The sequence below is a fragment of the Chromobacterium sp. IRSSSOUMB001 genome, from assembly GCF_023507765.1.
Lineage (GTDB): Bacteria > Pseudomonadota > Gammaproteobacteria > Burkholderiales > Chromobacteriaceae > Chromobacterium > Chromobacterium haemolyticum.
Window position 1 is genome coordinate 297,659 of record NZ_JALCYU010000003.1, and the last position, 21,573, is coordinate 319,231.

Genomic DNA, 21,573 nt, shown 5'->3' on the forward strand with positions numbered 1-21,573 from the left:
TCTGGATAGGTAACCGGAGAAGGCGATGGCTGGGCTGCTACGCATCATGGCCGGACTCTGTCTGGCCTTTTTCTTGTCCGCGGCGGCTTGGGCTCAGCCGCGGGTGCTGGTGGTGGAGAGCTATCACAGCGACTACCCCTGGGATCAGGATTACCGCCGCGCGCTGCAGGAGCGCTTGGGCAAGCGCGCGCAATTGAGCTACTACGCGATGGACACCAAGCGCCTGCCGCCGGCCCAGCACCAGGCGCGCGCCGACGAGGCGCTGGCCATGGCGGCTAAAATAAAGCCGGACCTTGTCATCGTCGGCGACGACGCCGCGTTGCAGAGAGTGGGCAGCAAGCTGGCTCAGCAAGGCGTGCCGGTGATCTATCTAGGCATCAACAACAACCCGCGCAATTACTTCCCGGGCGCGGCGACGGGCGTCAGCGGCGTGCTGGAGCGGCCCTTGATCCTGCGCAGCGTCTTCGAATTGGGCAAAACCGTCAAAGGCTTGCGCAACGCCCTGGTGCTGTTCGACGACGATCTGACCTCGCGCATCATCCGCGATGAGACCTTCGTCGGCCGCGACACCATGTTGTTGGCCAATATCCATGTCGACCTGGTCTTGACCGGCTCCTACGCCGAGTGGCAGCGGCGAGTGCTGAGCGCAGCCGGCCGCTACCAGGCGATCTGGGTGGGTCTCTACTTCACCCTGCGCGACGCCGGAGGCAAGGTAGTGCCCGGCGATGAAGCGCTGCGTTGGACCGCCGCCCACGCCAAGCTGCCGCTGTTTGCGTTTTGGGACTTCGCCGTGGGCAAGGACAAGGCCGCGGGCGGCTTGGTGCTGTCCGGCTACGAGCAGGGCCGAGAGGCGGCCAAGTTGGCCGAACAGGTGCTGTTCCAAGGCCAATCGGTGGCCAGTTTGTTCCCGGTGACGCCGTCGGAAGGCCGTTATGTTTTCAGCCGCGAAGGGATGGCGCGCGACCGCGTCGAGCTGCCGGCGCGGCTGCGGGAACGGGCCAACTGGGTCGAGTAGCTGAAAGCGAATGAACACGCTACTATAGCTTTTCGCCGTTTCCGATAACACGGCTCCGTCCGCGGGGCTTTTGTTGGCCGCGAGGCCGATTGCGAAGTCATGAAAAAGTCCGTCCGACAACTGGTGCGCGATGAGATCGCCGCCATCAGCGCCTATCCGGTAGCCTCCGCCGACGGCTACATCAAACTGGACGCCATGGAGAATCCGTGGCCGCTGCCGGTCGAGCTGCGTCAAGAACTGGCGCGGACGCTGGCCGACGTCGCCGTCAACCGTTATCCGGACCCGTCCGGCGGCACCCTGAAAGCCCAGCTGAAGCAGGCGTTTTCGATACCCGAGCCGGCCGATGTGTTGCTGGGCAACGGCTCAGACGAACTGATCACCCTGGTGGCGCAGACGTTGGCCCGTCCCGGCGCCAAGTTGCTGGCGCTGGAGCCCTCGTTCGTGATGTACAAGATGAACGCGCTGTTCTCCGGCCTCGACTACATAGGCGTGCCGCTGCGTTCCGATTTCAGCCTGGATCTGCCGGCGACGCTGGCGGCCATCGCCGAGCACCAGCCGGCGGTGGTATTCGTGTCCTACCCCAATAATCCGACCGGCCCGCGCTTTGCCCGCGCCGAGGTGGAGGCGATCTGCGAGGCCGCGCCCGGCCTGGTGGTGGTGGACGAAGCCTACCAGGCTTTCGCCAGCGACAGCTTCATGAACCTGGCCGGCCTGCGCGATAATCTGATCGTGATGCGCACGCTGTCCAAGCTGGGCCTGGCCGGCATCCGGCTGGGCTACGCCGCCGGCCCCGCCGCCTGGATCCGCGAGCTGGACAAGGTGCGCCCTCCGTACAACATCAATGTGCTGACCCAGGCCGCCGCACGCTTCTCGCTGCGCTATCTCGAGGTGTTCAACCGTCAGGCCGCGGAGCTGTGCGAGGAACGCGGCCGGCTGGCGGCGGGGCTAGCGCGCTACGCCGCCGTAGAAGCCTTCCCGTCTGAAGCCAATTTCATCACCATCCGGGTGCCGGACGCGCCGGCCTTGTACCAGCATTTCAAGGCCAGCGGCATCCTGATCAAGCAACTGCACGGCAGCCATCCGCTGCTGGAGCGATGCCTGCGTCTGACCGTGGGCACGCCGCAGGAAAACGACGCCATGCTGGCGGCCCTGGACGCTTACTTCGCCTAAGTCATGAGAACCGCAACCGTTACCCGCAATACCCTGGAAACCCAGATTACCGTCAGCCTGAACCTGGACGGCGTCGGGGCCGGCCGCTTTGAAACCGGCGTGCCCTTTCTCGACCACATGATGGACCAGATCGCTCGCCACGGCTTGATCGATCTGGAGGTGGTCGCCCACGGCGACCTGCACATTGATGCCCATCACACGGTGGAAGACATCGGCATCACTCTGGGCCAGGCTTTTGCCAAGGCGATCGGGGATAAGAAGGGCATCCGCCGCTATGGCCACGCCTACGTGCCCTTGGACGAGGCGCTGAGCCGAGTGGTGATCGATCTGTCCGGCCGACCGGGCTTGGTGTACAACGTCGAATACACCCGCGCCAGCATCGGCCAGTTCGACGTCGATCTGTTTTCCGAATTCTTTCATGGCTTCGTCAATCACAGCATGGTCACGCTGCACATAGACAATCTGCGCGGCGTCAACAGCCATCATCAAGCCGAAACCATCTTCAAGGCCTTCGGCCGCGCTCTGCGCATGGCCTGTGAGGCGGACGAGCGCATGGCCGGGCAGACGCCGTCCACCAAGGGCACGCTGACCGCATAAGTCGGCTGTGCCGTTTTTTTCAGGGCTCCGGCCGCATTTGGCCGGAGCGCCGCCACACCCCGAAGCGAGCTTGTAGGATGGCGATTAAAGTTGCAGTAGTGGATTACGGCATGGGCAATCTGCATTCGGTGCTCAAGTCGGCGCAGGCGGTCAACGACATCGGCGCGGATATCTTTCTCACCAGCGAGCCGGAGACTGTGCTCAGGGCGGACAAAGTGATCTTTCCCGGGCAGGGCGCGATGCCGGACTGCATGCGGGAACTGAATCAACACGGTTTGGCCGATGCGATAAGGGAAAGCACCAAGAGCAAGCCGTTTTTTGGCATCTGTGTCGGCGCCCAGCTATTGTTCGAGGAAAGCGAGGAGGGGCCGACCCAAGGCCTGGGCCTGTTTCCCGGCAAGGTGGCGCGCTTTGCCCCCGGGCTGCGCGACGCCGAGGGCGAGCGTTTGAAAGTGCCGCACATGGGGTGGAACCAGGTGTTCCAGAAAACAGTCCACCCCTTGTTCGCCGGCATCGCCGACGGCGAGCGTTTCTATTTTGTGCATAGTTACCACTTTGCGCCGGCCGATGCGGGCCTGACGCTGGCGGAAAGTGAATATCCCGAGCGGTTTTCCTGTATTGTCGGTCGTGGGAACATCTTCGCAAGCCAGTTCCACACCGAAAAGAGCCACCGGGCCGGTCTTCAGATGATGAAGAACTTCCTGGCCTGGGATGGCAGTGTTTAACTCACGTTTGATTTAGCACCATGCTGCTCATACCCGCGATAGACCTGAAAGACGGTCAATGCGTACGCCTGAAACAGGGCGTGATGGACGATGCCACCGTTTTCTCCGACGACCCCGTGCAAGTCGCCGCCCATTGGCGCGATCAGGGCGCTCGCCGCCTGCATCTGGTCGACCTCAACGGCGCCTTCGCCGGCAAGCCCAAGAATCTGGCGGTGATCCGCGACATCTTGGGCGAGGTCGGCGATGAATTGCCGGTGCAGTTGGGCGGAGGCATCCGCGACCTGGACACCATAGAGAAGTATCTGGACATGGGTTTGTCCTACGTGATCATAGGGACAGCCGCGGTCAAGACCCCCGGCTTCCTGCATGATGCCTGCGACGCCTTCCCGGGCCAGGTCATCGTCGGCCTGGACGCCAAGGACGGCATGGTGGCGGTAGACGGCTGGGCCAAGATCACCAACCACAAGGTGGTTGATCTGGCCAAGCGCTTCCAGGATTACGGCGTCAATTCGGTGATCTACACCGACATCGGCCGCGACGGCATGATGAACGGCGTCAATATCGACGCCACCGTCAAGCTGGCGCAGGCGTTGACCATCCCGGTAATCGCTTCCGGCGGTCTGAGCAATCTCGACGACATCCGCGCGCTGTGCGCGGTGGAGGACGAGGGCATCGAAGGCGCGATCACCGGTCGCGCCATCTACGAAGGCGGCATTGATTTCGCTGCCGCGCAGACGCTGGCCGACGAATTGTCGGACTGAGAGGCTGCTCAAAGTCGCGCGAGCAAGAGCGAGACCAGGCGTTTTCAACGCCATGCCGCTGAAGCGCAGCAGACTATGAGCAGGTTCTGAGAGCCTGTTTCTCGACTCATCAAGCCTTGCCGGCCCGTACTCACTGTCCGGGCCGGTTGGCTGTTTGCCGGACCCCATATGCTTGCCAAACGCATCATCCCCTGTCTGGACGTGACCGCCGGCCGCGTCGTCAAAGGCGTCAACTTCTTGGGCCTGCGCGACGCCGGCGACCCGGTGGAAATCGCCCGTCGCTACAACGAACAGGGCGCGGACGAGTTGACCTTTCTGGACATCACCGCCAGCTCGGACCAGCGCGACATCATCCTGCACGTGATTGAATCGGTGGCGGAGCAGGTGTTCATCCCCTTGACCGTGGGCGGCGGGGTGCGGGAGGTGGCGGACATCCGCCGCCTGCTCAGCGCCGGCGCGGACAAGGTCAGCATCAACACCGCGGCGGTGACCCGCCCGCAGTTGGTCAGCGAGGCGGCCGACCGTTTCGGCAGCCAGTGCGTGGTGGTGGCGGTGGATGCCAAGGCGGTGACGCCGGAGAACGACCGCTGGGAGGTGTTCACCCATGGCGGCCGCACGCGCACCGGCATTGACGCGGTGGCGTGGGCGCGTCAGATGCAGCAACTAGGGGCGGGAGAAATCCTGCTGACCAGCATGGACCGCGACGGCACCAAGATAGGCTTTAATCTGGAGCTGACGCGCGCGGTGTCGGAGGCGGTGGATATCCCGGTGATCGCCTCCGGCGGCGTGGGGACGCTGCAACACTTGGTGGACGGGGTCAAGCTGGGCAAGGCCGACGCGGTGCTGGCCGCCAGTATTTTCCATTTTGGCGAGCACACGGTGGCGGAGGCCAAGCAGGCGATGCGGGACGCCGGCATTGAGGTGCGGCTGTGAGAGTCGGCTCCATGCCCGCCGCGCGCGGCAACTGAATGCTTCCGCATTGTTTGCGCCAACGCCCTGTCTCGCGCTTGGACGCAGGGCTTTAGAACACAAACCCACTTGCCGGCGTCTTAATTTGAAGCGAAGCGGACGCCGCGCTGAATCATTTTCCGCGCCGCCACTCATAGCCAAGGCGCGCGGCGCAAAGGTGAGCCATGAATTGGTTGGATGAAGTCAAATGGGACGACAAGGGCCTGGTGGCCGCCATTGCCCAGGACGCCGCCAGCGGCCGGGTGCTGATGGTGGCATGGATGAACCGCGACAGCCTGGCCTTGACCGCGGAAACCGGCGTTGCTCATTACTGGAGCCGCTCGCGCGGCAAGCTGTGGAAGAAGGGTGAGGACTCCGGCCATCTGCAAACCGTCAAGGAGCTGAGGCTGGATTGCGACGGCGACGTGGTGGTGATGCAGATCGAGCAGGCTGGCGGCATTGCCTGCCACACTGGCCGTGAAAGCTGTTTCTACCGACGTTTCGACTCAGCGCGGCAGGATTGGGTCGTTGTCGACGCGGTGTTGAAGGACCCGGATGCGATCTATCGCAAGGATTGACTTGCGCGCGGTCAACGCCGCGCGGCGGCCGGCCGTTAGAATGGCAGCCGGCAAGCCGATTGTTATCGTTTTGCCATCGGAACGACATATACTTGCCGGGGTTGCGGCGTAAAGGAATAGCGACATGAGCCAGGATGTGCTGAAAACCATCGCGGACACGCTGGAAGCGCGGCGCGAAGCCAGTTCCCAGTCTTCCTATGTGGCGTCCCTGTTTCACAAGGGCGAGGACGCCATTTTGAAGAAAGTGGCGGAGGAGGCGGCGGAGACGCTGATGGCCTCCAAGGACAAGGACAAGCTGCACTTGGTGCGCGAGGTGGCCGATCTGTGGTTCCACAGCATGGTGTTGCTGACCTATCATGGCCTGCGGCCCGAGGACGTGCTGATGGAGTTGAAGCGGCGCGAGGGTATTTCCGGCCTGGATGAAAAGGCTTCCCGCGCCCCCACCCCTTAAGATTTAGCGAGAGCCGACAACAATGACAGATTGCATCTTCTGCAAAATCGTGGCCGGGCAGATTCCGGCCAATAAAATCTACGAAGACGACGATGTGCTGGCCTTCCACGACATTCGTCCGATCGCTCCCGTGCATTTCATGCTGATTCCCAAGCAACACGTGGACTCGCTGGCCCATTGCGGTCCCGAGCACGAGGCGGTGCTGGGCAAGATGCTGACGCTGGCGCCCAAATTGGCGCGCGAACAGGGTCTGGAGGCTGGTTTCAAGACCGGCATCAACACCGGCCGCGGCGGCGGGCAGGAAGTGTTTCACCTGCACGTGCATGTATTCGGTCACAAAAACTGATTGGCCTATCCGGCCAGGGCGGACGGCCGGGCGGCCTCCGCGCATTCATTCGATTTGATAAGGAAGTGAATCATGGGTTCTTTCAGCATCTGGCACTGGCTGGTGGTATTGCTGATCGTGGTGCTGGTGTTCGGCACCAAGAAACTGCGCAATATCGGCGAGGATCTGGGCGGCGCCGTTAAAGGCTTCAAGGAAGGCATGAACGGCGAGAACGACAAGGCCGCCAAGGATAAGCCGGCCGAAACCGGCCGTATCATCGACGGCGACGCCGACAAGAAATAAGGCGCGGTTCAAGCGTGTTTGAAATCAGCTTTGGCGAAATCCTGTTGATAGGCGTGGTGGCCCTGGTGGTGCTGGGGCCGGAGCGCTTGCCCACGGTGGCGCGCACTTTGGGCGCGTTGGTGGGCCGCGCCCAGCGCTTTGTGGCCACGGTGAAGGCCGATATCCAGCAGCAGGCCAACTTGACCGGTCTGAACGAATTGCGGCAGGACATCGAGGACGCCGCGCAGTCGTTCAAAGGCCAGCTCGACTCCGAGGTGCGTGGCGTGCGCGAGGCGATGGAGCAGAACGGCGCCGAACTGCGCGCGCTGGCGGACGAGGCGCGCGCGCCGGTGGAAGAGGCGGCCAATGTCATCCACGGCGGCCTGCAGCCGGATCTGCTGGAGCCTCTTCCGATCGAGCTAGCGGCGCAGGCCGAGACGGCGCCGGTCAAGGACGAGAACCAACTGGATCTGTTCGACGACTTGCCGCCGTCGCCGCCCCAGCCGGTGGAGCCGCCATCGCTACGCTGAGGCCGGCCGCACCCGGCCAGGCGGGGCTGGTTCCCGCTTCGGCCGTTCCTGAATCCATTGGAAATCCCGCGCATGAATGAACAACCCTTGCTCGCGCATCTGCTTGAGTTGCGCACCCGTCTGGTGCGGGCGCTGCTCGGCATCGCGTTGGTGTTTCTCGGCCTGTTCCATTGGTCCGGGGATATCTACCACCTGTTGGCCAAACCATTGCTGGACGCGCTGCCTGCGGGGGCGAACATGATCGCCACCGATGTCACCGCGCCGTTCTTCGTACCGGTCAAGGTGACCATGCTGGTGGCTTTCCTGATCTCGCTGCCCAATACCCTGTATCAGATCTGGGCCTTTGTCGCCCCCGGGCTCTACCACCATGAGAAACGGTTGGTGCTGCCCTTGGTGGTGGCCAGCCTGCTGCTCTTCCTTATCGGCATGGCTTTCGCCTATTTCCTGGTGTTTCCCGTGGTGTTCGGCTTCATGTCGGCGGTGACGCCGGTCGGGGTCAGCATGATGACCGACATCGATAAATACCTGTCCTTCGTGCTGGGCATGTTCATGGCCTTCGGCGTCACCTTCGAGGTGCCGGTGGTGGTGATCCTGCTGGTGCGCATGGGCGTGGTGTCGGTGGAAAAACTGCGTCAGGGCCGGCCTTATGTCATCGTCGGCGCCTTCGTGGTGGCCGCCGTTGTCACGCCGCCGGACGTGCTGTCGCAAACCCTCTTGGCGGTGCCGCTGTGGTTGCTGTACGAAGCGGGCATTTTGATGGCGGTGTTCCTGGGCCGCAAGAAGGAGCGCCCATTGCTGGAGGATGGTTCATGAATCGAAACGCCTGGTATTACGGCGCGTCGGCGTCGCTGATCGCGCTGATTCTGCTGTGCCTGGCCTGGGAGCTGTGGCTGGCGCCGCTGCGTCCGGGCGGCTCGCTGCTGGCGCTCAAGGCGGCGGTGTTGCTGCTGCCGCTGCGCGGCATCCTGGGTCAGCGCCTTTATACCTATCAATGGGCCAGCATGTTCATCCTGGCTTACTTTACCGAGGGCGTGATGCGCGGTTGGGCCGATCGTGGCCTGTCGCAGCAACTTGCATGGGGCGAAATCTTCTTAAGCGGACTATTCTTCGTCTGTGTATTGGGCTTTGCCAGAACCTTCAAGTTGTCGCGTCAGCCGCAGTAGACTCCGCGCGAAGCGAAAAGGAAGCCGTCAGCTCATGCTGACGGCTTTTTTTGCGCCCTTCGCTCATGCGGTGTGCAGACTGTGAAACTTGCCGGAGTCATGCGGGTAAAACCACAAACGGCTTGGTTTACAATCGCGGCGAAACCGCGGACTTGATCGGCGGAAATCCAAAAAATACAGTTTGGTTGGGGAGTGTATAAATGCGGAATATGACGATTGCGGCCCGGATTACCCTGGGTTTCGCCTTGTTGTTGGTGGCGCTGGCGGTGACCAGCCTGCTGGCTTTCATCGGTCTGGGGAGTATTTCCAGCCGGGTGGAGGATGTCAGCACCCATGAGCTGGCCTTTTACCGCGACGTGGTGGAGTTGCAGCAGCATATGGGCAATCTGCGGCGTTTCGAGAAAGATTATTTCATCAATATGGGAGATGCGGCCAAGCGCGCCGAGTACAGCGAGAAATGGGGCAAAACGCTGGAGGGCGCGCATGCGGCGATCAAGAACGCCGGCACTCACCCGCTGAACGGCGACGCCACACAGCAACTGACGGCGCTGGACGGACTGCTCAACAGCTACGCGGATGGTTTCAAGACAGTGGGGGCCAAGGTGGACAAGCAGGAGCTTGCCGGCACCAGCGACGCCAACAAGGCGTTTGGCCAGTACAAGAGCAGTATCCACCAGATGGAAGAAGTCTCAGCCAAGCTGGCCAAGGGCGGTTCCGACGCGGTGGCGCGGCTGCGCAGCCAGATCGACGCTTCGGCGGACGCGGTGCGCAGCCAGTTGCTGGCCACGGTGGTGATCGGCTTGCTGGCCAGCCTAGTGGTGTCCTGGTACATCATCCGCTCCATCCGCGTGCCCTTGCTGCAGATGCGGGACTCCGCGCAGCAGTTGGCGCAAACCTGCGATCTGAACCTGGAGTTGCCGGATTTTGGCCGTAACGAGCTGGGCAGCGTCGGCGAGTCGCTGGCTTCCTTGGTCGGCACGGTGCGCCGCTTGGTGCAGGAAGCACAGGGCCACGCCACCCAATTGGCCAACGCTTCCGGACAAATGGCCGACGTCAGTTCCCAGGTGTCCGGCGCCGCGGCCAATCAGGCGGAGTCCGCCGCCAGCGGCGCGGCGGCGATCGAGCAGATGTCGGTCAGTATCAATCTGGTGGCGGACAACACCCGCGATGTGGAAGGCCAGGCGCGCCAGACCATGGCGCAGGCGGACCGCGGCAACGGCCTGGCGGAAAAAGCCGCCAGCGAGATCCAGCTGATCGCTAGTGGCATTACGGAAACCTCCACGGTGATGGACCAGTTGAATCAGCGCTCCAGCGATATCGGCGACATTGTGCGGGTGATCCGCGACATCGCGGACCAGACCAATCTATTGGCTTTGAACGCGGCGATTGAAGCCGCGCGAGCCGGCGAGATGGGGCGCGGTTTCGCCGTGGTGGCGGATGAAGTGCGCAAGCTGGCCGAGCGTACCAGCCAGGCCACTACGGAAATATCCACCCATATCGAAGGGGTGCAGACCGATACCCAGCGAGCCTACCAGAGCATGCAGCAGGCGAATGCCCGTATCGAAAGCGGCGTCAGCAGCACCTCCAGCGTGGCCGAGTCGCTGCGTGAAATCCATCAGCTGTCGCAGCATTCGGTGGAACGCATCACCGATATCGCCAACGCAATCAAGGAGCAGAGCCACGCCAGTCAACTGGTGGCGGGCAATGTAGAGCAGATGGCGCAGATGAACGAGAGCACCGCCAAAGCCTCCGGCCAAGCCAGCCAGCTGTCGCAGGAGTTGCAGCAGTTGTCGGTGGACCTAGACTCCAATCTCAGGCGCTTCCGCACCTGAGATTGGGAGGGTATGTCAGCCGACGATGCCCAGCGCGTCCAGGCTGTTGCGGCGCAAGGCACGGCGCAGCTCCGGCTCCGGCACGCCGCGCAGTTCGGCCAGCAGAGCGCTGAAGGCGGCCAGATGGGCCGGCTCGTTGGGCCGGTCCTGGGCGAACTCGGGGCGGATGTCCGGCGCGTCGGTTTCCAGCACCAGGCCGGACAGCGGCAGAGTGGCCGCCAGCCGGCGGATGCGCTGCGAGCCGGAGTAGGTCATCGCGCCGCCGAAGCCCAGCTTCATGCCCTGGCGCAGCATTGCTTCCGCCTGTTGCGGGCTACCGTTGAAAGCGTGGGCGATACCTAGCTCGACGCGCTGCTCGCGCAGATGTTTGAGCACGCGGTCCACCGAGCGGCGCACATGCAGCACCACGGGCAGCGCGTATTTGCGCGCCAGCTTCAGCTGTTCGACGAACAAGGCTTCCTGCCGCGCCGGGTCCAGTTCCGGCAGATAGAAATCCAGACCGATTTCCCCCACCGCTTCCGGCCGCTGTTCGCGCAGCGCGCGCTCCAGCTCTCCCAGATGCTCGTCCAGATGCCGTTCCAGATAGATGGGATGCAGGCCGAAGCCTATCCAGCAACCGTGGTCGCGGCGCAGGGCGGCGGCGGCGGCGAAGGTGTCGGCGCGCACCGCGGGCACCAGGATCTGGCCCACGCCGACGGCGCGCGCGCGTTGGAGCACGGCGGACAGCATCGGGGCCAGCTCCGGCGCGTCCAGATGGCAGTGGGTGTCGATCAGCGCGTCGGACGCGGGCGGGGAGAGAAAACGGTGCATGGCGGAGTCGTCGCTGGTTCAGCCGGCTTCCGGCTGCAATTGCTGCAGCAAGTATAGCCGTTGGTAGATGCCGCCCACGGTCATCAATTCCTCGTGGCTTCCGGTTTCGGCGATCTGGCCATGGTTGAGCACGATGATGCGGTCGGCGTCGCGTATGGTGGACAGCCGGTGGGCGATGGAGATCAGCGTGATCTGGCCGCGAAGCCGTTCCAGCGCTCTTTGCACCAGCTGCTCGGTTTCGCTGTCGATGTGGGAGGTGGCCTCGTCCAGCAGCAGGATGCGCGGCCGGCCCGCCAGCGCGCGGGTGATGGCGATCAACTGCTTCTGGCCGCTGGACAGCCGCGAGCCGCTCTCGCCCATATCGGTGTCGTAACCCTGTTCCAGCGCCAGGATCAAGTCGTGAGCGCCGGCGGCGCGCGCGGCGTCCTCGATCTGCTGTTGCGACAGCGGGCGGCCCATGGCGATATTGTCGCGGGCGCTGGCGGCCAGCAGGAAGGGTTCCTGCGGCACCAGGCCGACGCCGTCGCGGAAGGCCGCGTCGTCGAAAGTGGCCAGCGCTTGGTCGTCTATCAGTATCTCGCCGCTTTGCGGCGCGTAGAAGCGCAGCAGCAGCGACAGCAAGGTGGATTTGCCGCTGCCGGTGTGGCCGACGATGCCGATGAAGCCGCCGGCCGGAATCTCCAGCGACAGATCGGGCAAGACCGGCCGCTCCGGCTGATAGCCGAAGCTCACCCGGCGGAAGCTGACCGCGCCCCGGCCGATGCGGCCGCGGCCCTGGCCGGCCGCCGCGGCCGGTTCCTGCAGCAGCGCATCCACCCGCGCCGCCGCCACCACCGCCTGCTGCAGCTGGCTGAACTGCATGGTGATCTGGATCAGCGGGTCCACCATGCGGCCGATATAGCTGATGAAGGCGTAGAGCACGCCTATCTGCAGCGCGCCCAGCGGCCGTTGGCTGAAGCTGTAGATCACCCCGGCCAGCAGCAGCACTTTCAGTAAGTCCAGCGCCGGCCGCAGCAGCCAGGCGTTGGCGCTCAGTTCCGCGATCCGCGCCCGGTAGTAATTGTGGTTGGCCTGATCGAAACGCTCGGCGAAGCGGCCGGTGGCGTTGGAGGCTTGCAGCACGCTCATGCCGGAGATGGATTCCGCCATCTGAGCGTTGATGTCGCTGCGCAGCGCGCGGGCTCGCGTCACCGACGGCGCGCTCCAGCGCTGATACAGCCAGACGATGGCCAGCATCGCCGGGAGGAGCATTGCCGCCAGCAGCATCAGCCGCCAGTCCAGCCAGGCCATCGCCGCCATCACGCCGATCACGACGATGCTGCTGTCCAGCATCACGAACAGCACCTGCACATAGAGCGCCTTCACCGACTCGGTGTCGTTGGTGACGCGGCTGACCAGCTGGCCGGTGATCGCCTTGTCGAAGAAGGCCATGGGCAGCCGGATCACGTGGCGGTAGACCTGTTCGCGCAGCCTTTGCACCGAGCGCATCGCTACGCCGGACAGGCGCACCAGTTGCAGATAGCGCAGGCTGGAGGCGGCGTAGCCGGCCATCAGACAGGCGAGCAGCAGCAGGCCCATTTCCAGCCACTGTGGCGTGCGCGGCAGCAGGTAGCGGTCGATGAACACCTTGCCCAGCAGCGGCGACAGCGCTTCCATCAGCGCGGCGGCAATCAGCCACAGCGTGCCCCACAGCACATGGCGGTTTTCCGGAGCGGCGGATTGGCGCAGCAGGGCCACCGCCCGGCGCCGATTGATCGCGGATTGATCAGATTTCATCCAGGCTGGCCTCCAGTTGTTGGTAGCGCCACTGGCTGGCGTACCAGCCGTTCAGTTGCAGCAAGGCCTCGTGACTGCCGACTTCGGCGATACCGCCGTGCTGCAGCACGATGATGTGGTCGGCGTCGGCCACCGCGGACAGCCGGTGGCTGGCGATGATCACGCTGCGGCCGCGGCGCGCTTCGCGCAGATGGTGCAGGATCTGGGTTTCGGTCTGGGTGTCCACCGCGGACAAGGCGTCGTCCAGCAGCAGCAGCGGCGCGTCGGCCAGCAGCGCGCGGGCGATGGCCAGGCGCTGGCGCTGGCCGCCGGACAAGGCCACGCCTTTTTCGCCCACCGGAGTGGCGTAGCCCTGAGCCAGACGCAGGATATCGTCGTGAACCGCCGCCAGCCGCGCTACGCGTTCGATATCGCGCTCGGAGGCGTCCGGCCGCGTCAGCGCGATATTGTCGGCCACCGAGGCGGAGAACAGGAAAGATTCCTGCGGCACCCAGCTAATCGCCGCGCGCAAGGCGTCCATCTTGTATTCCTCCAGCGGCACGCCGTTCCAACTGATGCTGCCGGCTGGCAGCGGATATTGGCGCAGCAGCAGGCGCAGCAGCGTGGACTTTCCGCTGCCGGTAGGGCCGACGATGCCCAGGGTCTGGCCACGGCTCAGGCGCAGTTCGATCGCGCGCAGCGCCGGCGTCGTCTGTCCCGGGTAAGTGAAGTCGAGATTGTGCCAGCGCAGTTCGCCAGCCGGCTCCGTTGTGTTGGAGCCGCTGTCGTCCACGGACTCGGGCGCGCTCAGCACGGGCTCCAGCCGGTTCCAGCCGGCGCGGCCGCGCTCCAGCAGCGACAACACCCAGCCGGCGGCGAACATCGGCCAGATCAACTGGCCCAGATACATGCTGAAGCTGGTCAGCGCGCCTATGGTCAGTTGTTGTTGCCAGACCAGATAGCCGCCCACGCCTAGCGTGGCCGCCGCCGCGGTGCTCAGGGTTAGCCCCACCACCGGTTCGAACGCCGCCTCCCAGCGTTGTGCCTCCAGGCTGTTGTCGGCCGCGGAAGCCGCCAGGCCGGCCAGTTCGCGGCTGTTGCGTTCCTCCAGGCCCAGGGTGCGCAGCGTGCGCACTCCGCTCAGCGTCTCTTGAACGTGGTCGTTGAGCCGGCTGAAGCTTTGCAGAGAGCCGGCCCAAGCCTGATGCACGCGGCGGGTGATGCGCCAGAAGGCGAAGGCCATTAGCGGGAAGGGCAGCAGCGCGGCGGCGGCCAGCCGCCAGTCTATACCCAAGGTCATCATCGCCAGCACCATCACCAGGGTCAGGCTGCCGTCGAAGCCCGCCAGCATCGCTTCTCCGGCGGCCATTTCCACCGCGTCGATGTCGTTGGTGGCGCGCGCCATCAGGTCCCCGGTGCGTTGGTGATGGTAGAAGCCCGGCCCCTGGCGGCTTAGCCGCTGATACAGCCGGGTGCGCAACTCCACGCCCAACTGGTAGGCGGCGGCGAACAATTGCAGCCGCCAGCCGGCGCGCAGCAAATAGATCACCACGCCGAACAGCAGCAGCCAGCTCAACTCACGCAGCAGCTGCGGGCCGCCAAGCTCGCCCTTGGCCAGCAGGTCGACGATTTGGCCGATCTGACGCGGAATCAGCACGGTGAGCACCGCCACGGCGGCTAGCATCAACGCCGCGCGCAGGTAGTAGGGCCAATGGCGGAGGACGAAGCCGCGCAGCAACGCGGACAGGCTGGCGCCGGAGGTGAGATCGGACGGGCGTGACATGGCGGAGGCGGGCATCCGGATGGGGTATCGAGTCGAACATTCTATGCCGAATCCGATAGCGGTGTCAGAACCGGTTCAAAGTCTGACGTGTTGCTGCGATACGGTATTGCAAAGGGTTTCGAAATGCGCACGTACCACCTGCGCATTACGCTTTTCCAGCTGTTTTCTCCTTGTTCCGCTCATGCGCGAAATCCTTTGAACAAGCTCAGGCCGAGCGGACCCGGCCTGGCGATTTCGCAACTGGGCTTAATTCGTTTGCGCCGCGGGCGTCAGCCGCGGCCTGCGCACTTTGTGATAGAGGACGACCAGCAACAGCAGGAAGGGCAGGCCGAAGACCAGGGTCAGTCGGAAGACCTCGGTAAAGACGGTGGTGACCATGATCGCCAGCATCAGCACCAGCCCGGTCAGCGTGCTGTAGGGAAACAGACGCATCTTGAATGGCAGATCCAGCCCGCCGGCCTGATCATGATGACGGCGGAAGCGAAGATGCGTGTAGAAGATCATCAGCCAGGTGAACATGGCGCCGAACATCGACAAGGAAATCATCAGCGTGAACGCCTGTTGCGGAAACAGCACGTACAGCACCGCCGCCAGCGCGATGCCGCTGGTGGACAGCAGAAGCGCGTTGACCGGAATGCCGCGCGGGTTCAGTTTGCCCAGCCCTACAGGCGCGTCGCCGGCGCGCGACAGGCTGAACATCATGCGGGTGGTGATGTAGAGCTGGCTGTTCATCGCCGACAGAGCGGCCACCACCACCACGAAATTGAGGATGCCGGCTGCGTAGGGAATATTAAGCACCTGCATCACGGTGACGAAGGGGCTGTTACCGGAGCCGATGCGGCCCCAGGGCACGATGGCGATGATCAGGCTCAGCGACAGCAGGTAGAACACCACGAGCCGCGCGATCGTGGCGCGGAAAGCCTGGCGCACCGCCTGCTCCGGATTTTCGGCCTCGCCAGCGGCCACCGCGATCATTTCCACGCTCAGATAGCTGAAGATGGAAATGACCACCGCCACCCACATCCCCCAGACACCGTTGGGGAAAAAGCCGCCGTCGGCGCTGAAGTTGTGCGCGCCGTAAGCCGGATTACCGCTGCCCCACACCACGTAGCAGCCCATCAGGATGAAGGCGAGGATGGCGAAGATCTTGATGGAGGAGAACCAGTACTCCACGGTGCCGAAGGCCTTGACGCTGGCGGCGTTGACGCCGATCAGCGCGCTGGAGAACAGCAGAATCCAGATCCAGGGCGGGGTGTCTGGAAACCAGTAGCGCATGTATTCGGCCACGGCGGTGATTTCGGTCCCCACCGCCAGCACCACGCAGGCCCAGTAGCTGTAGCGCACCAGGAAACCAGCCAAGGGGCTGACGTAGTGCTCGGCGTAGGCGCCGAAGGAGCCGGAGGTGGCGTGCGCCACCGTCATCTCCGCCAGACAGCCCATCAGCAACAAGGTAATCAGGCCTCCGATGGCGTAGCTGAGCACCACGCTGGGTCCGGCGAAGCCGATGGCGAATTTGCTGCCGAGGAACAGGCCGGTGCCGATGGCGCCGCCGATGGCGATCATGCTCATCTGTCCGGCGGTGAGCCGACGTTGCAAGCCTTGTTCTCTGTCTTTGATGTCCTGGAAGCTGCTCATGATGTTTCTCCTCTGTAGATGGCGCTGTTGCGGGATCTAACGTCCCTTGCGCTGTTGAGCCGCCGGCTGCGTAGCTATCGCGGGCGGCGGCTCTGTAGAGGCGCGGCGGCAGGGGCCGTCGCACCGTTCCGGGCTCAGGTCACTGCGCCGCGGCGATGAAACTCCGGTCGGTCCCAACTGCCGCTGTCCAGAATCTCGCGCAGGATTTCCACCGCGTCCCAGATGTCGGCATGGCTCAGGTAAAGCGGGGTGACGCCGAAGCGCAGCACTTCCGGCTCGCGGTAGTCGCCGATGACGCCGTTGGCGATCAGCGCCTGCATCACCGCGAAGCCTTGCGGGTGGCGGAAGCTGACGTGGCTGCCGCGGCGCACGTGCTCGCGAGGGGTGATCAGAGTCAGCGGGTGGCCGCCGCAACGTTGCTCCACCAACTCGATGAACAGATCGGTCAGGGCCAGCGATTTGGCGCGCAGCTGTTGGCTGTCCACCTCTCGCGCCACATCCAGACCGCACTCCAGCAAGGCCAGCGACACGATGGGCTGGGTGCCGCACAGGAAGCGGCGGATGCCCTGGGCAGGCGCGTAGTCGGCGGCCATCTCGAAGGGCTTGGCATGGCCCCACCAGCCGGACAAGGGCTGCCAGAAAGCGTTTTGATGGCGCGGGGCGACCCAGATGAAGGCCGGCGAGCCCGGGCCGCCGTTCAGATATTTGTAAGTGCAGCCGACGGCGAAGTCGGCGTCCGCGCCGTTCAGGTCAACCTGCAGCGCGCCGGCCGCGTGGGCCAGGTCCCAGATCGCCAGCGCGCCGCATTGATGAGCGCTGTGGGTCACTGCGGCCATATCGTAGAGATAGCCGGTGCGGTAATTGACGTGGGACAGCAGCAGCACCGCCACCTTGTCGTCCAGCGCCTGTTCCAGCGGCAGCGCCTCGTCGATCAAGCGCAGTTCATAGCCCTGCTGCAGGAATTCGATCATGCCCTGGATCATGTAGAGATCGGTGGGGAAGTTGTCGCGCTCGGACAGGATCACCTTGCGTTCTGGGTGGGTTTGCCGCTGGATGCGCAAGGCCGCCGCCAGCGCCTTGAACAAGTTGAGCGAGGTGGTGTCGGTGACCACGGTTTCGCCGGGGCCGGCGCCCAGCAGCGGCGCCAGCTTGTCGCCCAGCCGCGTCGGCATGTCGAACCAGCCGGCGGTGTTCCAGCTGCGGATCAGGTCATGGCCCCATTCGCGGGTGATTACCTGTTGGCTGCGCTCCAGCGCGCCCTTGGGCAGCACGCCCAGCGAGTTGCCGTCCAGATAGATGGTGTTGGCCGGAAGGTTGAACCGTTGGCGGAAGCCGGCCAGCGGATCTTGCTGATCGGCGATGAGACAAGCTTCGCGAGTGTGTTTCATGGCGGGTCCTACACGAGAGGGGTGGAAACGGGCAAGGGCCGCAGCACGGCGCGCACCGGGCTGGCGTCCAGGTTCATCAGCTTCAGAGGCAGCGCGATCAGTTCGTAATCGCCCTCCGGCGCGTGGTCCAACAGCAATTGTTCCAGGATGGCCATGCGCTGGCGCGCGGTGGCGTGGTGGGCGTCCATGGTTTTGCTGTCCATCGGGTCCAGCGAGGCGGTGTCGACGCCGATCAGGCGCACGCCCTGGCCGCCCAACCAATCTATGGCGGCGGCCTCCACGCCGGGGAAGTCCGCGTCCCAGGCCTCCAGCGGGTAGCGCGCGTAGCTGCGGATCAACAGGCGCGGCGGCAGCGGAGTGGGTTGGGTTGCGAGCCGGGACTGGATCTGCTCCAGCCGGATCAGCGGGCCGGGGGATAGACAGTGAATCACTCGGCACGGCCCCAGGTAGGCGTCCAGCGCTACTTGGCCTATGCCTTGGCCGGCGGCCTGGAAGTGGGATGGCGCATCGGCGTGCGCGCCGCTATGCGGAGACAGGGTCAGCCGCGCCACGTTGACCGGACAGTGGGCGTCCAGCTGCCAGGCGGGGCTGGCGTCGAAAGCGGTGTCGCCGGGCCAGACCGGCAGGCCGGCGCGCAGCGGGGGACTGATATCAAGCAACATGGAGCGGCTCCAGAGAGGCGAAAAGCTTGGAATCATGCTAGCACCAAGGCATCCGCCAGAAATTGCAAGTTGGTCTTGCCAATGGCATGCTTTTCGCAGGAACTGCAGCGGAATGGACAGATAACGATGGGAAATTGCAAATGCAACTTGATGCGATAGATTGCCGGATTCTTTCCGCATTGCAGCACAACGCCAGGCTCAGCAATCAGGACCTGGCCGATCAGGTAGCCCTGTCTCCGTCCGCCTGCCTGCGGCGGGTGCGAGCGCTGGAAAGCCAGGGTCTGATACGCGGCTATCACGCGCAGTTGGACCCGGCCCTGCTCGGCTACGAGCTGGAGGCCATCGTGCACGTGACCTTGGACCGGGCGCGCGAGGACTGGCACGAAGATTTCATGAACCGCATCCAGCAGTTCGAGGAAATCGCCGCCGCTTACATCGTCGCCGGTCCCAGCAACTATGTACTGCACGTCCGTTGTCGTAATCTGGCCGCTTTCAGCGGTTTCATCGTGGAGCGGCTGAACCGCATTCCCGGCATGCGCGACATCTGTTCCTACATCGTAATGCGCACGCTCAAGGATCAGCGCTGGGAAGTGCCGCTGGACGGTAAATAGCCTCGCACCGACGGTGTGGCTGGCGCGGGGGGGGGGCTTGGCATAATTACCATTGTTAATGAGAATCATTAGCATTAACTTCGGCGCTCCTGAACCCCACTCCATCCACACCATGAAATACTGGAGCCTTCCCGCCTGGCTGTTATTGTCGGCAGCCCATTCGCAAACCCTGTTGGCCGCCGAGCTCGCGCCGCAACTGGAAACCGTTCACGTCAGCGCCGAGCGCAAACGCGCGCTTTTGCATGGCGAGGAACTGGATGCGGCGCAATTGCGCCGCGCGCGCGGCACTGGCAACGCCGACATCTTTTCCGCCTTGCCCAGTGTGCAGGTCAACAATATCCGAAACGAAGCCGGCGCCATCGACCTGGGCATCCGCGGTCTGCAAGGCGAAGGCCGGGTGCCGGTATTGATAGACGGCAGCCTGCAATCCACCCACACCGCCCGCGGTTACCAGGGCACCAGCGACCGCACCTATATTGATTCCGACCTGATCAGCAAAGTCAGCGTGGAGGAGGGTGCCAGCAACGGCGCCTTCTCCAGCGGCGCGATTGGCGGCCTGGTGCAGATGCGCACCTTGGGCGTCGAGGACGTGCTTCGCCCCGGCAAGGATTTCGGCGTACTGTTGAAAGGCAGCCTGTACAACAATAACAAGATGCCCGCAGTGCCGGGAGACGAGCGCGACCAAGTTTATTACAAATTGAACAACGGCCTCAGCCCGCGAGTGTTCAACAATGGTTCGGCCACGCTGGCGTTGGCTTATCGGCAGCCTGGCCTCGATGCTCTGCTGGCTTACAGCAAGCGGCGCACCGGTAATTACTTCGCCGGCGTCCATGGCTATGAGGGCTACCCGGAAGCGGTGGTGTCGCGCGGTCAGGAGGTGGTGAACACCAGTTACGAGAGCGACTCTCTGTTGGCCAAGCTGGGCTTCGCGCTGGACGACGCGCAGCGCTTGAAGTTGATCTTCCGCCGCCACCGTCAGCAAGCTGGCGAACTGCTGGCCGCTTACTGGTACAAGAATTCCAACGACAAGAATTTCCAAGAGCTGCCGCCGGGGGTGGAGTCGATGCCGCAATGGGCGCTGGGCAGCGCCGTCGTGCATGCCTATAGCGCCAACTACAGCTATACGCCCAGCGACAACAAGCTTATCGACCTGAACTTGGGCCTGTGGGCCACCGAGGCGGATCTGGATCAGCACAACGGCTTATGGGCCGGCCGCCCCGGCGCCTCCTACGGCGATCAGTACATGCATGCCTACAACAACAAGCGTCACGGTTTCAATGTGCTCAACCGGTCGGAACTGGATGTCCTGCCCTAGAGCCTGAGCTACGGCCTAGCCTTCCAGCAGGAGCGCACCCAGCCCACCAGCCGCTACACCGAGCAGCCGAGGACGTTGGAAGCGTCGCGCAACGGGGTGCGCAATGAGCGCAGCCTGTTCGCCAACGCCGTCCTGTCCTATCGCTGGGCCAGCTTCTCTCTGGGCACGAATCTGCATGGTTCGACCACGCGCGACTATGCGACCAATCTGGAAGCGGATTACGCGCCCAAGCTGGACCTGACTGGCCAGGTGGACGTTCATCTTGCCAAGTGGCTGGATGTTTACGCCAAAGGCGGCCGCGCCTACCGCACCCCCAGCCTGTACGAAACAACCACCTCGTCCGAGGTCTTCAGCTACAACCCTTACAACCCCTTGCGGCCGGAGCGTTCGCTGAACCTGGAACTGGGCCTTAAGGCGAGTTTCCAGAACGTGTTCCGCGATCAGGAGCGCATCGGCTTCAAGGCCGCCTATTTCGACAACAAGGTAGCGGACTATATTTCCAGCGCCTGGCTGGACCGGACGCCGGGCATGCCGTCGTGGCAGGGCAATCTGACCTTCCTCAACTACGACAAGGTGGAACTGCGCGGCTATGAATTCGGCTTGGACTACCATAGCCCGTCCTTCTTCGTGGAAGCCGCCGCCACTCGCTACCTGGAGCCGGAAGTATGTTCGGTGAACCAGGCGACCCGGCGCGACGCCTCGGTGTGCAATCCGAACGGCTTCGCCTGGAGTCTGATCCCGACCCGCATCCCGCCCAAGAGCGTGTACGTGATTTCCGCCGGCAAGCATTTGTTGAACGGCGATCTGACCGTGGGCGGACGCTGGCGTTACCATTCGGGCAAGACCAATCCGGCGGACTGGCTCAAGGGCACTGGCGCGCAACCGGTGTTGGAACTGGCGTCCGAACGCTTGGTGGACCTGTTCATCGAGTACCGCCTGAACAAGCAAGTCAACGTGAATTTCAATGTGGATAACCTGACCAACCGCTATGCGGTGGATCCCGGCTCCGTGATCAGCATGCCGATCCCGGGGCGGACCATACGGATGGGGATGGAGGCGCGTTTCTGAGAGCCTGCTCAAAGCCTGCTGCGCTTCGTGGAGGGTTGCACGGTGAGTACAAGCTCAAAATGCTCATGTACCACGTGTACATTCCGCTTTTCCGCTCGTTTTCGCCTTGTCTCGTTCTTGCTCGCGTGGCTTTGAACAGGCTCAGGGAAACCGGCCGCGCGTTTTTTGC

The 21,573-nt window shown here is 63.7% G+C and carries 23 protein-coding genes; 17 read left to right on the top strand and 6 right to left on the bottom strand.

Annotated features, from left to right (window positions below; all coding sequences use genetic code 11):
• The first annotated feature begins 25 nt into the window (after positions 1–25).
• From MOV80_RS05690 to MOV80_RS05755, 14 genes are all read left to right on the top strand, one after another.
• Positions 26–1,015 carry a hypothetical protein gene (locus MOV80_RS05690; RefSeq protein WP_019103907.1) on the top strand — a complete coding sequence of 330 codons (990 nt, stop codon included), beginning with the start codon at positions 26–28 and terminating at the stop codon, positions 1,013–1,015.
• A 99-nt stretch (positions 1,016–1,114) separates the two neighbouring features.
• The gene (gene hisC, locus MOV80_RS05695; protein ID WP_043589542.1) at positions 1,115–2,185 is read left to right on the top strand and encodes a histidinol-phosphate transaminase; all 1,071 of its coding nucleotides are present in this window, start codon (positions 1,115–1,117) and stop codon (positions 2,183–2,185) included.
• A gap of 3 nt (positions 2,186–2,188) precedes the next feature.
• Positions 2,189–2,782 (top strand): imidazoleglycerol-phosphate dehydratase HisB, encoded by a 594-nt coding sequence (hisB, locus tag MOV80_RS05700; RefSeq protein WP_019103909.1) that lies wholly within the window; start codon positions 2,189–2,191, stop codon positions 2,780–2,782.
• A gap of 83 nt (positions 2,783–2,865) precedes the next feature.
• Positions 2,866–3,507, top strand: a complete 642-nt coding sequence (gene hisH / locus MOV80_RS05705; protein ID WP_039756392.1) for an imidazole glycerol phosphate synthase subunit HisH — start codon at positions 2,866–2,868, stop codon at positions 3,505–3,507.
• A gap of 20 nt (positions 3,508–3,527) precedes the next feature.
• Positions 3,528–4,268 (top strand): 1-(5-phosphoribosyl)-5-[(5-phosphoribosylamino)methylideneamino]imidazole-4-carboxamide isomerase, encoded by a 741-nt coding sequence (gene hisA, locus MOV80_RS05710; protein ID WP_019103911.1) that lies wholly within the window; start codon positions 3,528–3,530, stop codon positions 4,266–4,268.
• A 168-nt stretch (positions 4,269–4,436) separates the two neighbouring features.
• Entirely contained in the window at positions 4,437–5,201 is a 765-nt protein-coding gene (gene hisF, locus MOV80_RS05715; protein ID WP_019103912.1) for an imidazole glycerol phosphate synthase subunit HisF, read from the top strand.
• Positions 5,202–5,401: 200 nt separating this feature from the next.
• On the top strand, positions 5,402–5,794 hold the full coding sequence (gene hisI, locus MOV80_RS05720) for a phosphoribosyl-AMP cyclohydrolase (RefSeq protein WP_019103913.1): 393 nt from the start codon (positions 5,402–5,404) through the stop codon (positions 5,792–5,794).
• Positions 5,795–5,918: 124 nt separating this feature from the next.
• Positions 5,919–6,245, top strand: coding sequence for a phosphoribosyl-ATP diphosphatase (locus MOV80_RS05725; RefSeq protein WP_043589545.1), 327 nt, complete (start codon positions 5,919–5,921; stop codon positions 6,243–6,245).
• Between the two features lie 22 nt (positions 6,246–6,267).
• Positions 6,268–6,591, top strand: coding sequence for a histidine triad nucleotide-binding protein (locus MOV80_RS05730; protein ID WP_019100820.1), 324 nt, complete (start codon positions 6,268–6,270; stop codon positions 6,589–6,591).
• A 72-nt stretch (positions 6,592–6,663) separates the two neighbouring features.
• On the top strand, positions 6,664–6,873 hold the full coding sequence (gene tatA, locus MOV80_RS05735; RefSeq protein ID WP_043589548.1) for a Sec-independent protein translocase subunit TatA: 210 nt from the start codon (positions 6,664–6,666) through the stop codon (positions 6,871–6,873).
• A gap of 14 nt (positions 6,874–6,887) precedes the next feature.
• Positions 6,888–7,382 (top strand): Sec-independent protein translocase protein TatB, encoded by a 495-nt coding sequence (tatB, locus tag MOV80_RS05740; RefSeq protein WP_019100360.1) that lies wholly within the window; start codon positions 6,888–6,890, stop codon positions 7,380–7,382.
• 72 nt (positions 7,383–7,454) lie between these two features.
• Positions 7,455–8,195 (top strand): twin-arginine translocase subunit TatC, encoded by a 741-nt coding sequence (gene tatC, locus MOV80_RS05745; protein WP_043589550.1) that lies wholly within the window; start codon positions 7,455–7,457, stop codon positions 8,193–8,195.
• Complete coding sequence (locus tag MOV80_RS05750) at positions 8,192–8,545, top strand: DUF2069 domain-containing protein (protein ID WP_019104270.1); 354 nt, start codon at positions 8,192–8,194, stop codon at positions 8,543–8,545. Before tatC ends, MOV80_RS05750 begins: the two co-directional genes overlap by 4 nt.
• Before the next feature lie 200 nt (positions 8,546–8,745).
• Complete coding sequence (locus MOV80_RS05755; protein ID WP_043589552.1) at positions 8,746–10,377, top strand: methyl-accepting chemotaxis protein; 1,632 nt, start codon at positions 8,746–8,748, stop codon at positions 10,375–10,377.
• Positions 10,378–10,392: 15 nt separating this feature from the next.
• Here the strand turns inward: MOV80_RS05755 and MOV80_RS05760 are convergent, their stop codons facing one another.
• From MOV80_RS05760 to kynB, 6 genes are all read right to left on the bottom strand, one after another.
• Positions 10,393–11,187: a TatD family hydrolase gene (locus tag MOV80_RS05760; RefSeq protein ID WP_019104059.1), complete on the bottom strand. Its 795-nt coding sequence runs from the start codon at positions 11,185–11,187 to the stop codon at positions 10,393–10,395.
• 18 nt (positions 11,188–11,205) lie between these two features.
• Positions 11,206–12,963, bottom strand: a complete 1,758-nt coding sequence (locus MOV80_RS05765; RefSeq protein ID WP_249604901.1) for an ABC transporter transmembrane domain-containing protein — start codon at positions 12,961–12,963, stop codon at positions 11,206–11,208.
• Positions 12,953–14,725 (bottom strand): ABC transporter transmembrane domain-containing protein, encoded by a 1,773-nt coding sequence (locus MOV80_RS05770; protein ID WP_039756530.1) that lies wholly within the window; start codon positions 14,723–14,725, stop codon positions 12,953–12,955. Before MOV80_RS05770 ends, MOV80_RS05765 begins: the two co-directional genes overlap by 11 nt.
• Before the next feature lie 246 nt (positions 14,726–14,971).
• Entirely contained in the window at positions 14,972–16,360 is a 1,389-nt protein-coding gene (locus MOV80_RS05775) for an amino acid permease (RefSeq protein ID WP_043640636.1), read from the bottom strand.
• 134 nt (positions 16,361–16,494) lie between these two features.
• Positions 16,495–17,748 carry a kynureninase gene (kynU, locus tag MOV80_RS05780; protein ID WP_161524409.1) on the bottom strand — a complete coding sequence of 418 codons (1,254 nt, stop codon included), beginning with the start codon at positions 17,746–17,748 and terminating at the stop codon, positions 16,495–16,497.
• Between the two features lie 8 nt (positions 17,749–17,756).
• Positions 17,757–18,410 (bottom strand): arylformamidase, encoded by a 654-nt coding sequence (kynB, locus tag MOV80_RS05785; RefSeq protein WP_161524408.1) that lies wholly within the window; start codon positions 18,408–18,410, stop codon positions 17,757–17,759.
• A gap of 140 nt (positions 18,411–18,550) precedes the next feature.
• Between kynB and MOV80_RS05790 the strand changes: the two genes are divergently transcribed.
• From MOV80_RS05790 to MOV80_RS05800, 3 genes are read left to right on the top strand one after another with little or no spacing between them, the layout of a single operon-like run.
• A complete protein-coding gene (locus tag MOV80_RS05790) occupies positions 18,551–19,021 on the top strand; it encodes an Lrp/AsnC family transcriptional regulator (protein ID WP_043589560.1) in 471 nt (156 codons plus the stop codon).
• Positions 19,022–19,079: 58 nt separating this feature from the next.
• Entirely contained in the window at positions 19,080–20,336 is a 1,257-nt protein-coding gene (locus tag MOV80_RS05795) for a TonB-dependent receptor plug domain-containing protein (protein ID WP_249604902.1), read from the top strand.
• A gap of 3 nt (positions 20,337–20,339) precedes the next feature.
• A complete protein-coding gene (locus MOV80_RS05800; protein WP_249604929.1) occupies positions 20,340–21,404 on the top strand; it encodes a TonB-dependent receptor in 1,065 nt (354 codons plus the stop codon).
• The last annotated feature ends 169 nt before the right edge of the window (positions 21,405–21,573 follow it).